The organism is Parabacteroides sp. ASF519, assembly GCF_000364265.2.
GTDB lineage: Bacteria > Bacteroidota > Bacteroidia > Bacteroidales > Tannerellaceae > Parabacteroides > Parabacteroides goldsteinii.
This window is the reverse complement of sequence record NZ_AQFV02000006.1, coordinates 5,699,363-5,716,609: the sequence shown is the minus strand read 5'-3', so window position 1 is coordinate 5,716,609 and position 17,247 is coordinate 5,699,363. Positions and strand designations below refer to the sequence as shown.

At 38.4% G+C, this 17,247-nt stretch carries 7 protein-coding genes; all 7 read right to left on the bottom strand.

The features are described 5' to 3' along the window. Positions 1–12: 12 nt before the first annotated feature. Positions 13–4,095 carry a two-component regulator propeller domain-containing protein gene (locus C825_RS22855; protein WP_044215244.1) on the bottom strand — a complete coding sequence of 1,361 codons (4,083 nt, stop codon included), beginning with the start codon at positions 4,093–4,095 and terminating at the stop codon, positions 13–15. A gap of 167 nt (positions 4,096–4,262) precedes the next feature. Further along, positions 4,263–5,876, bottom strand: a complete 1,614-nt coding sequence (locus C825_RS22850) for a right-handed parallel beta-helix repeat-containing protein (RefSeq protein WP_010800323.1) — start codon at positions 5,874–5,876, stop codon at positions 4,263–4,265. Between the two features lie 79 nt (positions 5,877–5,955). Further along, positions 5,956–7,458, bottom strand: a complete 1,503-nt coding sequence (locus C825_RS22845) for a RagB/SusD family nutrient uptake outer membrane protein (protein ID WP_010800322.1) — start codon at positions 7,456–7,458, stop codon at positions 5,956–5,958. Positions 7,459–8,020: 562 nt separating this feature from the next. After that, on the bottom strand, positions 8,021–9,139 hold the full coding sequence (locus C825_RS22840) for an IS110 family RNA-guided transposase (RefSeq protein ID WP_010800321.1): 1,119 nt from the start codon (positions 9,137–9,139) through the stop codon (positions 8,021–8,023). Positions 9,140–9,392: 253 nt separating this feature from the next. After that, entirely contained in the window at positions 9,393–12,161 is a 2,769-nt protein-coding gene (locus C825_RS22835) for a SusC/RagA family TonB-linked outer membrane protein (RefSeq protein ID WP_010800319.1), read from the bottom strand. A 36-nt stretch (positions 12,162–12,197) separates the two neighbouring features. Further along, positions 12,198–14,027 carry a RagB/SusD family nutrient uptake outer membrane protein gene (locus C825_RS22830; RefSeq protein WP_010800318.1) on the bottom strand — a complete coding sequence of 610 codons (1,830 nt, stop codon included), beginning with the start codon at positions 14,025–14,027 and terminating at the stop codon, positions 12,198–12,200. Positions 14,028–14,047: 20 nt separating this feature from the next. Then, complete coding sequence (locus C825_RS22825; protein WP_044215246.1) at positions 14,048–17,176, bottom strand: SusC/RagA family TonB-linked outer membrane protein; 3,129 nt, start codon at positions 17,174–17,176, stop codon at positions 14,048–14,050. Positions 17,177–17,247 lie beyond the last annotated feature (71 nt).

Genomic DNA, 17,247 nt, shown 5'->3' with positions numbered 1-17,247 from the left:
TCAACCTGTTCTTCATATTGATTGACTTTTTTCCATATATTCACTAGGTGTCATATTAAACTCTTTTTTGAAGCAGACACTGAAATAACGGGCATCTTTAAAACCAACCTGATAGGCGATTTCGGATATATTTCCTTTTTTCTGTCGCAATAATTCTGTGGCGGTTTTTAAGCGTATATTCCGAATGAATTCGTTAGGGGAAAGGTTGGTTAGTGCTTTCAGCTTACGATATAACATAGAGTTGGACACCTGCATTTCTTCAATGAGCTGTTTTACATCAAACTCAGGGTCTTCTATGTTTTTCTTTACTATTTCAATAGTATTCTCCAGAAATTTCTCTTCAAAGGAAGATATGGAAAGATTGATTTCCTGTGTAAGAGGACTGGAACGAAATTTTTCAATAGTTCTTTTACGATTGGAAAGGATCGTTTCTATCTGAGCTTCTAAAAGAGTATAACTGAATGGTTTTGTAATATAACTGTCTGCTCCGCATTTCAAACCTTCCAAATGGTCGGAACCATCGATTTTTGCCGTCAGTAATATAACGGGGATATGACTGATATTGATATCTTTTTTTATTCTTTTACAAAGTTCGAACCCATCCATTTTAGGCATCATAACGTCGCTGATAATCATATCAAGATTGATCTGCGCTGCAATATTCAGTCCTTCTTGCCCATTTGAGGCAGTGACTGTATAATATTTCTCGGAAAGGAGATGTTGAAGAGAGGTACGTAGTTCCATATCATCTTCAATAAGTAATAAAGAATGTTTGCCTGTTGTATTACCAGAATTTATTGTCGATGGATCCTTATCTTCGCTAAGAGTTTGCATGGATATTATTTTTTCTTGTTTTTCATCCTCAATTTGTTCTTCGCGGAACGCTTTTCTGCTGATCGGGATACGAATTGTGAATTCAGTCCATCCATTAAGTTCACTATCGACTATGATGGTTCCATTATGTAATTCAACCAGGCTTTTGGTTAAAGCTAATCCGATACCGTTACCTTTACCGGATTGCCTGAAGTTTTTCTCATAGAAGCGAGTGAATATCTGGGGTAATTCTTCTTTCCCGATTCCTTTTCCCTGATTACCGACTTTAATAGTAAGTTGTTTATGTTGATATTCATTTTCAAGCTCTTCTGCAACCAGGGTTACAATAATTTTACCACGACCATCTGTGTAACTGAATTTTATAGCATTGGATAATAAATTATACAAAATCTTGTCGATTTTATCTTTATCGAACCAGGCTGCAATATGCTCAGGTTCACAGTGTACCTCCAAAGTTATATTTTTGTTTTTTACCAGTAAAGAAAAGTTTTCATGGCATATCCCACGAATAAAGGAGGCTATATCTCCATACGTGATTCTTAGTTTTAGTTTATTATTCTCTGCTTTTTGGAATTCCAGTATTTCTTCGATTAGTTTGTTCAGCCTGAATACATTAGACTCGGCCGCTTTAATGGTTTGGTTATCGATCTGAAATTTTCGTTTCAGTTCCTCAAAAGAACAACTGATGATAGATAAGGGAGTGAGGAATTCATGTGACATGTTTGTAAAGAATTTGAATTTGGACTGATTCACTTCTTCTGATTTGATCCGTTCTATCTGTTCGATTTTAACGGCTTCCTGTAGCCGGAAACGATATAACTGGAAACGATATAAAAGATAAGCTATACCTGTAATTAAAAGAAAATAAAGTGAGTAGGCATAACCTGTTTTATAGATAGGAGGAAGGACTTTGATATGAAATATTTCATCATTTGAACTTTCTATTCCACTGTCGTTGATGCATTTTACGTGGAATTCGTATGAACCGGCAGGGAGATTCGTATAGTAGGCGATTCGTTGTGAGGCATCTGTATATACCCAGTTTTTGTCGAATCCGTCTAATTTGAATTTATATCTCTTTTTTTCGGGATGTATGTAGGATAAAGCGGCAAATTCTATACCTATGTTGTTATCCGATGACGTTAGTGTGATTTGCCTGGTATAAAGGGGATGAAAATCTCCAGCCAGTTGCTTTTGTTTTTTGGCAGGTAATTCATCGAATGATTTATGGAAGATCTTGAAATCCGTAACAACCGTTTTTACATTGGTTGAGTCTGGAAGCAGTTGGTCTGGACGAAAAATATAAAACCCTTTAGGTGTTCCGTAATATATTTCACCTCTGCCGGTATTCAACATGGCGTTCATCATACAACTATTGTCCATTAGGCCATCTATATCTGTTAGAATGGTGGATTGGTAGGTTGTATTATTATATAGAACCAACCCTCGATTTGTTCCAAGAATAAGTTTTCCGTTTGCTTCTGTTATATTGTAGATAATATTACCCTGGATATCCTCTATACCGGGTGCTGGCTCAAACCAGTTTTTCTCTCGGTTATATTTTTGCAGGCCGCATTCTTTAGTGCCAACCCATAGATTTTGAGAGGAATCCTCGAAAATACATAGTATCTCATTGGCATTTATCAGTTTATTATTATTATTGTATATTTCAAAGGATAATTTGCGGACATCAAATCCAGGACGTAAGCGATAAACACCATCAAAATAGGTGCCGAGCCAAATAGCGCCGGTATGATCCTGGCAGATTGCTTGTATCCGGTTATATGTCCTGTATGATAACGTATCGTCATTTGCTGTAATTATATTTAGTCCTTCGTCGGAGCCGATCCATATATTATGGCCTTTGTCCATAACAATGGAATTGACCGTAGTTCCGATCGGAGTCTGTCCCAGTTTTTGAAAATAGTAGCGGGAAGATACAATTTCATTTTTTTCAATTTGGCATATAATCAGTCCTCCGAATTGGGTGCCAAACCATAATTCGTTTTTATACGGATGTTTGTATATGAACTGTAAGTTTCCTGGCCATTCCCTGAATATGTTATTATAGTTCTGTTTGTTATTGTAAGAAGTAAGTTCCTGTTTAATTTTATCGTAGAAAGCAATGCAGATCTTATCTGTTCCAAGTAAGAGTTCATTGGGATTCCATTCGTAAAAAGAATTAACTTTTAGTGACTGTTGAGAACCGGTAGTCATGTTTAGTGGATAATTTGTGAATGGATTTTTCTCTTGGTATGCGACATAAACGCCTGAGTTTTGGGTTGCGATCCATACATTATGTTCTTTATCCGTATATAAATAGTTAATCTCATTATTTAGAATTTGCGTATATAAAGTATTATCTTGTTTATTTAAGGATTGTAATATATTGTCCGGTGTAATTGAATATAATCCTTGATTGGTACCGGCTATTATTTCTCCGTTGTCTAGTTGTTGAAGGCTACGGAAAATGCATTCATATGTCGATTCTTTTTGTAAATGTGTATAAATAGGGTGATAACTGTCGTTTTTATTTTCTATTTTGACAACACCGTCTCCCCATAAACATACCCATAGATTTTTATCTCTATCCTGAAATAAATGGTTGGCACGGTTTAAAGGTGCAAGTGACGGATAATGGACGAATTTACCGGTTTGGGTATTTAGCCTGCATATTCCGTAGCCGTAAGTAGCAATCCATATATCTCCGGATTCATCTTCCAAAAGAGCTTTTATAGCGTTTCCGCAAATGGATGTACTGTCGCTAGGACGATTCTTGTAAGTCGTGAAATTTCGTGTACCTCTGTTGTAGCGAAGTAATCCAACCTGTGTTCCGATCCATAGAGTGCTATCGCTGGAGAGAAGAAAAGAGTGAATATATGAATTCTGAAGGCTGTCGTTACTGATTGTTTCAATCTTGTTTGTCGATTTGTCCAGGATATTTATACCCTGTTCTGTTCCTATCCAGATCCGATGATCTATATCTTCAATTATGGTATTTATAATATTACTTTGCAGTAGTTTCGGATGTTGGTTGGAAGATTTGTATGTTTTCAGAGAGTATCCGTTGTAGGAGCATAGACCGTTATTGGTAGCAAACCACATATACCCTTCACTATCCTGGAGTATCTGGTTAACCTGTTTGCCGGGAAGTTTATCCTGATTATTGATTGGACGTATTTTATAGTTGTTCCATTCTGTTTCTGCATGATCATATAATGAAAATACACATAGGAGCAATAATAATATTATTCTTTTCATTATAAGTAGTATTTTTCAAAACTGTATGACAAATATATAAAAAAGGTAACCTGAAGGTCCTGAATTTCTTCATTTGTTTCAGGTTACGAAAAAACATTTTAAATCTAAGGTATATAAATCTTTGTAAAATCGCTTTTTACATGGGATTCATCGCATATATAATCGTATTACTTTTTGAAAAACGAATCGATAGCTTCTTTATCGACAGTCGTTATTCGACCGGTTGGAATGTTGATCATACGAAGGAATGGCTTTAATGACTCAATGCCTGACAAGTCATTTCTGATCATATTTTCGTAGGTCTCGTTTTCAAACCTGGCAGTTTTATCTTTCGGTATATTCAGGATGTCTCCCAAGTAATAATTGTTTTGGAATAGATTATTTGTAGATGTCCCTAAGTGAAATTCACTGGTTTCGCTGACGTAGAATAAATTATCCCGTACTGTCGTACTGTCTGCGTCTCCATAAGAAGGTGTGATACTGAGCAGACAACGTTGTACCTCCGGTGCTTTCTTTTTATTTACATGGATAATATTATTATAGATCATTGTTTTTTTTGCTGGACCGGCGATATGGATACTGGGGGAGAAGTAACCTGATTGGGTTAATTGGGTCCGATTACCGTCGTTAATACTTATGTTCCCCCGAATGATCGTATTATTAGTTCCTATGTTTTCCGGCATAACAGATTCTCCCGTATCACAGATCAACAGAAAACCTCCTTCATTGTCATGACTGTAATTATATTGTATGATTGTATTATTACAATTATTATCGGAATCATAACCTTGTGCGTCTCCCGGAGCTTTGTGGTCGGAAACTTCATTATATTGGATAAGGGTATTATCACAACTCCATGGCCAGATGCCGGCTGCATATTCCCCATCCGGCAACAGGTCAGTACAATTTCTCATTATATTATATTCAATCAATGCTCCATCACACCCGATAGGGACGATACCATCGCCGGGGACTTCTTCGATCAGGTTGTTCCTGACTACTACATTTCGGTTCGGATACCAAAAATCGCGTGTTGAATATCCCCACCAGATCATAGCATTGCGCTCGCAGCGTCGAATCGTGCAATCTTCAATGGTCAGGCCATCGAAGATACTGGTTTTTTCCCCTTCATTTACGATATAAATACCTGATCCGCCCCCTTCTTTTTTAACCAGACTTCCATTTACGTCATGGATATAGAGTCCTTTTAGCAGGATGGAATGTGCTGTTCCATAGTTTTTCAGGTGAACTTTTATACCAGTCCTGTTTGGTAATCGTTCTTTTCCCGTATTAATGATTTCCAAATTTTGGATAGTCAGATAGGTTGAATTATATACGTATACGGCATAGAGTGAATTGTCATATCCAACTATACAAGGATTATTTCCTTTATCACCATAAGCATCAATAATGATTTGTTTTTCTGGAGTACCGGTTCCTTTTATATGGAGTTCTCCTGTAAATATTTCTCCTTTCTTTAAAAGAACTTTGTCGCCGGCTTTTAAGTCAAGCGATTGGATTTTACTAAGACTTTTCCAGGCTTCTTCGGGTGAAGTTCCCTGATTATTATCATTCCCTGCTGTCGCATCTAAATAATAGGTATGAGAGCAGGAAGTTAAATAGCCGGTTGATGGAGAACAGGCATTGAAGAGAATAACGAGAAGAAATGTCAATGATTTTGTTTTTCCCCATTGTCTGAATAACTTATTATTAAGTCGAGCAAATAGTATCCCTTTCAAAGGAATAGTTTGAATCGGGAAGAAGGATGTTACCAGTTTCATTCGTTTTATTATTGAGTAAATTTAGTAAAAGGAAATCAGGAGAATCCTGTTTTATAAAGGAATTCTCCTGGCTATATGGTTACCATCCTGGATTTTGAGTTAACTCAGGATTGATATAAATTTCAGACTGTGGGATCGGGTAGAGATACATACAATCTTTAAAAATTCTTTTTTCGACAAGTACTTTTTTATAGTTGAAAGAACCGTCTTCATTTTTAGTAATGTCTACCCCATAAATGTCGGTTGTTTGATCTGCTATTTTCCATCGGCGGATGTCCCAAAAGCGATGATCTTCGAATGATAATTCAATTCTGCGTTCATTTCTTAATTTTGCTTTGAACTCTTCAACTGTTAAATTGTCGGGATATCCCGGCATGTCTACATAAGTTCGTTTTCGTATGATTTCTATAGCTTCTTTAGCAGACATCGGATAGCCATCTTTATAGTTAGGATCTCCGTAGGCCTCCATCATCGCTTCTGCAAAATTTAATAATATTTCGCTGTATCGCATGATATTCCATACGTGTCGTTTGCTGGTTACAAATTCGCTTTTCAAACTGGTACTACCATCTACGTATTTTCTTAAATAATAACCTGTCACTGTAGCATTTTTTTGCGGCTTACCACTTCTTCCTCCATACCAACATTCTATTTGTTCATCATAAACCCACCATGCTCCGTTTTGTGCAACCAGTTCATACATTCGGGGATCTCTTCCTTCATAAGGATTTTGAGGATCGTAGTTTGGATCTGCATGTTCATACCCTGCATTGGAAGTTACTGGTAATCCGCTATCCTGCATTTCATATGCTTCGACCAGATTTTCGGTCGGGCAATGCCCCGTGTTTCCGCCTCCTTCTATGCCAATCGGAAAGTTAACACGTTCAAACCAGTTATCTTCTTCTTGCATGACACCGAAGATCAGTTCATTATTATTTGTATAGTTATTATTCCAAAGACTCCATAAGTCGGGGAGTGGCATATATCCAAAATCCCAGGCTTTGTCAATAACGTCTGCTGCGGCTCTAGCTGCCAATTTCCATTTTTCAATGTCATTATTCGAGTTGAATAATGGGCTGGCTGCATAAAGTAATGCTCTTGACTTCAGTGCCATAGCTGCCCCTTTTGTTGCCCGGCCGGTCTCACTCTTGATTAAATCCTTATAACTGACAGGAAGGTGAGGGGCTATGGCATCACATTCGTCAATGATAAATTGGATGATGGTTTCAAACGAGGCGCGTTTTTGTTGATTGGCTTCTTCTTCTGTTAAAAGAGTTGTGATAAGAGGTATATCACCGTAACGTTTGGCTAATTCAAAATAGAAATAGGCACGTAGGAAGCGAGCTTCGTATGGATAGTATTTGAATTGAGCCATAATATCATTATAGTCTTCATTGTGTTTCAGATCATCGAATTCCTGTCCTTCCGTTTCTTTCAGAAACATATTCACAGCGCGGATTCCACTGAAATAATTCCATTTATCATCAAGCGTGTTGATCGCACTCCATGCTCCGTTGTTAAAACTATGCACAGGAGATAGATTATCCACGAAAACAGCTTCGTCGCATGCTGCTGACCGCATGGCATCATCCCCAATTGTACCGAAAGCTGCCGGTACATAGGAATAGATGTTAGTCAGGAAGTTTCTGGTATATTTCCTCTATAAATAAACAAACGTGAGTTCGAAATAAGTACCATAACCTTCCTCAGAATAACAGTCAAGCCATGTTTAATAACATGTATGTGTAAAAATATAACAAAAAGTTTGTATTAAAGAAAAATAAACCTGTCCTTTGACGAAAAGATTTTAACTATGAAAAACACAAAGAGATAACATTGCCACAGTCTTGACTATGAAATGTATGATCTTTGGGAGGGAGTCTGTATAAGGGTCCCTTTTTTCTTATTATTTTCTGTGTAATAAAAGTTACACTAACCTTATTTCGAACTCCCGTTAAAATAAGATCACTTTGTAGCTGTCCCTACATTTTGTCTATGCAGAGAGTGATAAATAATTTCCTCTTCGAGCTTGTTTGTCTCAGACGCAATTCCTTGCCAGAGCGTGCCTGTATACCAGTTTGCAAAAACGGGGTTTACTCCACCACAAATATAAGGGTCTTGGAACGCTCATTAAGAAGCAACCATTAATTCACAAATGGCATATAAGGTTGCTTTTTAGCTAATAAATTCCAAATAACAACGAGTAGCTTTCGAGCATTTGCCATTAAAGCCTTGTTGTGATTCATTCTCTTTTTCAAGGTATGATATCTGCTATAAAATTTAGATGTTTGAGTCCTGCAGGCTCCCCATGCACATTGTGTAAGCATAACACGTAAATACTTGTTTCCATGTAAAGTCTTTCTTCCTTTGATCTTTCCTGCACTTTGATCATTTCGCGGTCTTAATCCAGCCCAGCCAACTAAAGCTGATGCTGTTAGAAAGGCTTTCATGTCAACACCGATTTCTGCTATGATTCTCATAGCGCTTTCCTCTTTTATCCCAGGAGCTGTTTGAAGGATTTCCAGTTCCTCGGCATAATGTCCCTCGCAAATTATTCGCATTTTCTCTTTACACTCAAGAAGCTGACGATCATAAAGTTCCACTTCTTCCAAACTCATTTTAAGCATGTCTCTGTCTGATGAAGATACAATACCAGTCAAAGACGACTTAATAACCTCATGACAATGTTTATTACGAATACGCTTGTGAACCAACAGAGCTAATACTTCAGAATCAGTTTCACCACAGATTAATGCATTGACCACCTTACGCATGGATTTACAACCAATATCAGAAACATAATTACTCAAACGAATATTGCAACGTTGCAACGTTAGATCGATAGCAGATTCAGCTTGCTGTTTGCGACGAGTCAAATGGAAGATACGACGACTGTACTGACGTAATTCCTGTATTTTTGAATCAGGAATATAACTTCCCTTAATTAGCTCTTTCTGAAGAACAGTCGCAATCCATTGGGCATCTTTAATATCAGTTTTACGACCAGGGAGTTGACGGATGAAATAAGGGTTAACCAATTTAACATCAAAATCGCATTCCAAAATGCGCCAAATAGGAACCCAATAAATACTGGTGCTTTCCATTGCAACTTTACCAACACCATGAGAGACTAAAGTGTCACGAAGGCGATCCAGTTCCGGTGTTAAAGTTCCAAACACATCTTCAATTTTCTCACCGTTTGCTGTGAGAATACACATAAAGACACTATCTTTATGCACATCAAGACCACAAACTCTGTCCATAAGATATAGTTTTTTTGTATTACAACTTTAAAATAACGAAAGTCGGTGGAATAACAGCAGGGAGTGGTCTTTATTTTTATTAGACGCGCTTATAAATCTCAATTTTTATGTAAGTTTGAAACTGGAAAAAACTGCTTCTTTTTCCAGAAAATCGGATTCGTCATAGTCCAAATAATTACATGAACTTATACAGAAAGCGAATAAACATATAAATAATTTAGTTTTCATTCTTTTGTTGTTTTTGAATTTGATATTAGAATGTCAGGTCGAAACCAAAATGAACAGACCGTTGTGCCGGATAAGTTTTCCACATCACTTCAGGATCAGTTTCTTTCATATTATCCAGAGAGAATAAATCCATTCCTTTAACAAAAAGTCTGAACTCCTGTAAACGGAATCGTTCGATAAAGTTTTCCGGCAACTTGTAATAAGCTTCAGCCGAACGTAGTTTCAGGAAAGAAACGTTCTTCATGAATACTGAGTTATTCCGGTAATTGTTTGCACTTTCTGTTGTGGTCAGACGTGGATAAGTAGCTTCTGTATTATCTGCTCCGGGTCTCCAGCAATTCTCCAGATAATGTGTTGAGATCGTTTGATTGTTCATCAATGGATAGTAAAGGCTACTTAGATCTCGTTGTACGGTATAATGACCGGCTCCCTGGAATTGTGCATTGATGCCAAAACCTTTATATTCGAGATCGAATCCCACCGAATAGAAAATTTCCGGACATTGTGTATTATAGCCCATTGGTATGATATCCTGTTCATCGATTCGTTTGTCCCCATTTTGGTCTTTATATTTCAAATCTCCAGGATATACAGTTGAAAACATCTGTGCCGGACTGTTGTCTATGTCGGTTTGGTCTTTGAAGAATCCGATCACTTCCAATCCGTAAAATTGATTCAGGCGTCCTCCGGTTGATTTGAGATAATCATATGGCTTAAAAGTTTCATTCATCTCAATGATTTTGTTCCTTGAAAAAGCAAACTGACCATTTATATTGAAAGCAAAATCTCCGATACGTTTTCCTATGCTCATTCCGATTTCAACTCCGTAATTGTTTACTATTCCATTGGGAGAATTAGATGCTGTTGCGCCAAAGAAACCGGAAGTTACATTTTCGTTTGGAACCATGATATCATATCTGTGGTCAAAGTATGTTTCCAGATTGAAATCTATTAGGTTTAATAATCGCATATCAATACCCAGATTTGCTTTGCAACTTTTTTCGAAAGTTGCATTTAAACTTGGTAACTGACCTTCCGCAATACCTCCGTTACTAATGAAATCATCACCAAAGATGAATCCTCCGCCACCTCCGAAAGGATATTTATCCATATTCTTCCAAACTTGGTCGTTCCCGGTTAAGCCATAAGATAAACGTAGTTTAAGTAAATCCAGCCAGGAGGTTTCTTTTAAGAATGTCTCTTTGTTTAGTAGCCATGCCGCAGATATTGCCGGGAAGAATCCCCATCGATTATTTTTAGGTAAACGACTAGTTCCGGATACAGCCATATTCAAGTCAAAATAGTATTTATTCATTAAACTATAGTGGGCATTTGCAACGATATCCTGATGCATATAAGTATTATACTGTTCCAGATAAACATTTTTATCTTGTTTATAGCGTATTGATGCAAGCAGATTACCCGAAGAAAATGCTTTCTGGTAATTCAATGCAAACTGAATATTGGAATGACGGTTCTGAGCATTCAACCAACTGTCGAATCCCAGTTGTTTTTCATCTTTCCCATATCGTGTATTGATTGTGTCTGTAGGAACTCCGTCATTATTAAGATGAGCAATATTTGATTCGTATAAGTATTGTTTGGTGCGCGTGTCCCATGTTTCGGAATAGGCATCAAAACCAATACGAAATTCAGCACTGACTCCAGGTAACCAGGCGTCCAGGTCCTGTGTAAGTGTCATGTCTGCCAATAATGTTCGGGCATGTGAGGTATTGTAACCTGTTGAAGAGCTCTCCGCTACCGGATTTTTATCATACATATCCGAACCTCCCCATATGCCGTTATGTGTCTTAACAGGAAAGGCATTTGCCGGAAGTGTATATAGAGTACCCATAAGAGCCTCGTCAGAGATTCCCCCGGGTTCGTATTTTTCTTTTATTTTACCTGACAAATTTACTTTTACGTGAGTGGAAGCAGTGATGTCTATATCGAGATTTGTTCGGACATTCAATATGGAATTTCCGAACTGGGTGGAGTAGGAGTCCTGATCTGTATTTTTTAGCAGTCCTTTGTCGGATATAAAATTGAGCAATGAATAATAACGGATACGATCAGAGCCACCGCTAGCGGTGAAATTGACCTGGTCACGTTGCCCATGATCACGTAGCGTTTCTTTCACCCAGTTCACATTTGGAAAAAGAGTCGGATATTTTCCACTCCGGTAAGCATCGATCTCTTGTTGTGTATAACGACGGGCTAAACCTTCATTTGTTAGTCCTTCGTTAACTGCTTCAGCATAGGTTGCCGCATCGACCATTTTGGGGAGGCGCATGGGAGTTGTGATGCTATGCTGATAAGAAACGTGAATATTAGCTTTCCCCTTTTTCCCTCGTTTGGTTTTTACCAACATGACTCCATTGGCTCCTCTTACTCCGTACGGAGCTAATGCTGCTGCATCTTTTAAAATAGTAACATCTTCTATTTCTTCAAGTACCAGTGAATTGATATCTCGTTCCAAACCGTCAACAAGTACTAATATGGAGTTTTCTACCAAAGAACCGATTCCTCGAATATTCATACTCGGGTTACCTTCTCCATTACCATATCCGCCATTTTGTCGGATGAAAAGACCGTTCAGTTTACCGAAAAGAGCATTTGCAGGATTTATATTAGAGCGTTTCATCAGCTCTTTGTTATCGACGGAAGAAGCTGCAATCGTTGTTTCATCTGCCTGCTCATCTGTCTGTTCTGTTACTTTTTCACTTTGTGCCCAAACGGGTGGCATAACACATAGAAAAGACAGTGATATGATTGGAATTAATTTATTTCTCATTTTATTTTTCAAATTTAGTATTCGTAATAAAGGTTATCACCATCCAGGATTTTGGATCAGACCATATGCTTTATTGATCTCGTTACTGGGGAATGCACTCAGATACCATTTGGGAGAGAACTTACCGGGATTGGCCCATTGTCTGAGTTCTCCGTTTTCTGCAGGTTTAAATAATTTATACTCATAACTGAATTCTCCAGTTTTCGGATTTTTAGTAATAACTACACGATGTGGAGTTTTTTGGAATATATCGGCACGTTTGTACCGTATCATATCGAACCAGCGTACTTCTTCGTAAGCAAATTCGCAAACACGCTCGGTTAGGATGGCTTCGAGGAATTCCTCTTTACCAAGTCCTTTTTTTAAATGCCCTATACCTACCCGGTCACGTAATTTGTTAACACACTCGTAGGCCAGATTCATGTCTCCGTTTGTTTGGCAAAGAGCTTCAGCATACCCTAAATATAATTCGGGTAAGCGGAGGTAAGGCCATTGTACTACTTTTCCGGAGATCTCGGCCGGCCATTCGAATAATGGACCACCTCCGCCATCGAGAATGAATTTGCGCGGTCGATAACCGGACATAAAGGCTCCGTAAGAACCTTCAAATTCCTGATAGTGTTTTCCTCCGACGTAGATTTCCGCTATGCCTCCGTAGTATTTATCGCCATTTACAACAACTGTTTCGTATAAACGGGGATCCCGTTGATCATAAGGAGATTTAGGGTCGTATAACGGACTTTCTGTGATGGGTAGTCCATCGACCATGGGGAACATATCGACGAGCTCCTGGGTTCCACATGCTGTTCCAGCATCACCGGCTGTTTCATAATGACTCCATCCCCATGTCCAGTAATCCGGTACAGTATAGCCATAATGAGTTGCTATTACTGCTTCTCCTGTTCCGCGGTCCAGATAACCGGAACGAAAGGCTTGTCTGGGTTCTGATTTGTAGACCAGGTTGTATTGCCCGTTTTTATTAAGTTCTTCGAAAAACTCTTTATGGGCAGCCAGGGCTTGATCCCAAAGTTCTGATTTGTAACCTCCGAACCATACTAAATGGTTATTGGCTGCTTCTCCTTCCATATAAGGACTGGCGCTGTTGAATAGCGGACTTGCAGCAAAGAGTAAGATGCGTGCTTTTAGTCCCATAGCGGATGCTTTTGTTAAGCGGCCTTCCCATTCCCGATTTTCACTGGCAGACATTGCCCAAGGGAGTACGGCAGAGGCTTCATCTAATAATTTTATAATGAAGTCCAATGTTTCTTGTACGGTCCCTCTTTCTTTTTGCATATCATCGTTCGCGGTATAGGCGTGATCGATGATGGGAACACCTCCGTAATGCCGGAATATGTCACAGTAATGCATCGCGATAATGACTTTCGCTTCTCCTTTCAGACGTACTTTTTCACTTTCTTCCATATCGGGAACCCTGTCTACATTTTCGATGAATAACCAGGCTCTACGAATTCCTAGCCAACATGGTCTTTGATAATAACTGTATTTTGAAGAATAACCATTATTTTCATAATCGGCGGAATAGGTTCCGTTATAATGGATAGCTGCTCCTGAAACTCCGTCTGTCCATACATTTGAATATACTAGATCTGTTAAACAGTCTAACGGATCGGATCCCATTAACTGATTTCCTTGATTCCCTAAATTTAATCCGTAATGTAACGTGGCATATGCACTCCAAAGTGCAGTACGGGCATATTGGGCATTTGAATAAATGACGTCGATGTCCACATCGTTAGATGGGGCTTTCTCCAGAAAATCATCGCCGAACTTCAGATCCTGACAAGCAGTGAGTGTATATATGAACCCTGTAGCGACGAGTATATATTTGAATATAGAACGTGTCATAATTTTACTTTTATATCTGATTAGAAATTAAGATTTAAACCGATGTTAAAGATCATTTGGAGCGGATATTCAAACTGTTTATCATCAGTTGCCTCCGGATCGGCGATCTTCAGATGGTCGAATGTCAACAGGTTTTCGCCGGATGCATAAATACGCATATTTTTTAGATAGATTTTTTTCATCCAGTCCCCTTTGAATGTATATCCGACCTGTAGGTTCTTTAAACGCATATAGGAAGCATCTTTTAGCCAAAGAGTAGAGTTACGCGTATAATTATTAGCATTTGCAGCTCCGGAAAAACGAGGTGTCTTTGCTGTTTCCGCTGTTTCCGGTGTCCAATGATCATCAATCATATATTGCAATAATCCGTAATTACCGCCACCGAAAGGAACACGGAGTCCGGCACTGACGAAACGCGACACTTTACTTGTTCCAACCCACAGCATACTGAAATCGAAACCTTTGTATTCAAAACCTATGGTAGTACCGGCTGTTAATTGTGGGTAAATCGGGTTACCTATCGGGCATTGATCGTTATCATCGATTATATTATCTCCATTCAGGTCCTTGTATTTGGCATCTCCAGGTTTCAGATCTAGTTTATGATCCGGTAAATTCCCGGATTTTATATCATTATCAGTGACAAATCCGTCGAAGATAAAGCCAAATGGTTGACCAACAGACTGACCTGTTTCATACAGCCAGGGATATTTGTGCGGTATTTCATCTTTATAAACAACCGTGTTCTTTGCATATGATAAATTTGTGTTGATCCAGTACTTGAAATCGCCTATGTTATGGTTCCATTTCAATACAAGTTCAAAACCTTTATTATTTACTTTACCGATATTGACAACTGGCATTGTAATAGCTATAAAATTTGGTGCGGTATTCCGTGTTGTCAGGATATCGTGACGTTTTTCGATAAAATAATCGAAAGAGCCTGATAGACGATCGTTTAATATGGAGAAGTCCATACCATAATTTTGTTTTCCTGCTTTTTCCCATGAAACAAGCGGATTACCCATCTGAAGTTCGGTGGCTCCATCACGATTGCCAGATACATCGACACCAAAATTATAACTTGTTCCGTAAGGATTATAGGCATCCGGCAGGTAAAAGAAACGTGATTTTGTACTCATCAGGTCATTACCTACAATACCATAAGAACCACGTACTTTCAGGTAGTTAATGAATGATTGACTTTTCATGAATTTTTCTTCGGAGATGATCCAACCGGCAGAGAATGCAGGAAATATGCCATAACGGTGGCCTGGGGCAAAGTTTTCGGAACCGTTATAACCAATATTGAAGTCAACCATATAACGATTGTTATAGTCATAGGTAGCACGTCCTACTAAGCCTACATAACCACGTGGAATACTTATATAGTCAAACTTATCAGGATTCGGATATTGATCGCGCCACTGGTTATAAAGAATTAATCCTCCTACATGATGATTTCCGAATTTGCGGTCATAATTCAAACTTCCTTCCAGATACCAGTTACGTCCGCGGTTTGTCGATTCGTCAAAATAAAGTTGGGTTTCTTCCCTGAATTTGCGGAAGAATAACTCGTTAGTATCCGGATCTTTGTGTGCTGTGTAATAAGGTATTTCTTTATAGCGGTTTTTGGTATGTGTGTAACCACTATTATAAGAACCTTTTACCGTAACAGAAAGCCCTTTGGTGATAATGTCTAACTTTTGCTTTACAGAAAGGTCTAAATTGATTTCATTATAGATTTTCTGATTATAACCTTTGCCGAAGAAGCATTCAAAAGGATCTGCATTTTCTAATGCTCCTTTGTCCCAACCGATATTGTCAGGACTGGTGTGAATCCATTTACCATCGTAGAGACCAGCTCCTCCAAAAGGAGTTACACGGGTCAGAAAAGTAAACAAATTACTTTTGGTGTTAGGTTCACAGGTATCTTCCAGACGTCCTCCCAGGTTTACACTCAATAGGGTCGTTTGGGTTACATCTATATCCAGATTTGCGCGATAATTATATCTGTTGTATGTGAAATTGGAATTGTAACCGGCATCAAAGGAACGGAACAAGCCATCCTGAGTCAAAATTCCGATAGAAGTAAAGTAACGTACACGCTCTGTGCCTCCGGAAATATTCAGATTATGCTGGGATTGGAAAGAAGTAGGCTTCATGATTAGATTCATCCAATTCATATCCGGATATAATAAGGGATCAGTATGATTCTTAAATGCATTTAATATGTTTTCATTAAAAACCGGACTAGCCCCATCGTTTGTTAATTTCTCATTGAATGCGACTGCATAATCGTAACTGTTGGCATATTCGTATAAACGGAGAGGTTTTTGTAAACTAGCAGATGTAGAAACAGATATTTGCGCTTTTCCTTCCTCACCGCGTTTGGTCGTAACCAAAATGACTCCGTTGGCTCCACGTACACCGAATACAGCTGTTGCTGAAGCATCTTTTAATACGGTCACATTTTCGATTTCATTAGGATCGAGGCGGAAGAAAGAACGTTCTACTCCATCAACCATAATGAGTGGAGCAGCTCTTTTTGCATCTAAAGAACCTATGCCTCGAACGAATATGGCTGGATCATCTGCTCCCGGCTGACCGGAATATTGGATTGTGGATAATCCTGGAACCTTACCTGTTAATGCTTGTGCAACATTAGGTACAGGTGATTTCAGGATATCCTTAGTACCTACTGAAGAAACGGCACCGGTGACTGTTATTCTTTTCTGTGTGCCATATCCGATAACTTGAACTTCTTCTAGCATTTCGGAATCTTCATTCATTATAATACTAATATCTTTTTTGTCTTTTACCGGAACAATTTGTTCTTTGTATCCAATGTAAGAGAATTTGATTTTAACAGATGAGGATGGTAGATTTAGAGAGAAATGTCCGTTTCCATCTGTCATAGTACCAATAGTTGTTCCTTCAACGACGACATTGACTCCAGGCATGGGTTCGTTGGATTCATCTTTTACAACACCTTTTATGGTTATTGTCTGTTGTGTTGCCGCAGGTGTACCTACAGTTTGTTCATTTGATGAAGTTGGTATGTTTATTGCTTTTTCAGATTGTACTTTTTCAGTAATAACAAGGCTGAAAAAAACTAACATGAAACTTCGTAATACAAGTTTTTTCATTCGCATTTGATTTGATGTTTTCTTATTAATGAGGGCAAAGTAATGAAATATAAGGTTTAGTTAGTAATGAA

What these genes read in the sequence shown, in the direction of transcription:
- C825_RS22835 (WP_010800319.1), bottom strand. Translation starts at nt 12,161, where the DNA reads ATGAGAAATAAATTAATTCCAATCATATCACTGTCTTTTCTATGTGTT.
- C825_RS22830 (WP_010800318.1), bottom strand. Translation starts at nt 14,027, where the DNA reads ATGACACGTTCTATATTCAAATATATACTCGTCGCTACAGGGTTCATA.
- C825_RS22855 (WP_044215244.1), bottom strand. Translation starts at nt 4,095, where the DNA reads ATGAAAAGAATAATATTATTATTGCTCCTATGTGTATTTTCATTATAT.
- C825_RS22825 (WP_044215246.1), bottom strand. Translation starts at nt 17,176, where the DNA reads ATGAAAAAACTTGTATTACGAAGTTTCATGTTAGTTTTTTTCAGCCTT.
- C825_RS22845 (WP_010800322.1), bottom strand. Translation starts at nt 7,458, where the DNA reads ATGCGGTCAGCAGCATGCGACGAAGCTGTTTTCGTGGATAATCTATCT.
- C825_RS22840 (WP_010800321.1), bottom strand. Translation starts at nt 9,139, where the DNA reads ATGGACAGAGTTTGTGGTCTTGATGTGCATAAAGATAGTGTCTTTATG.
- C825_RS22850 (WP_010800323.1), bottom strand. Translation starts at nt 5,876, where the DNA reads ATGAAACTGGTAACATCCTTCTTCCCGATTCAAACTATTCCTTTGAAA.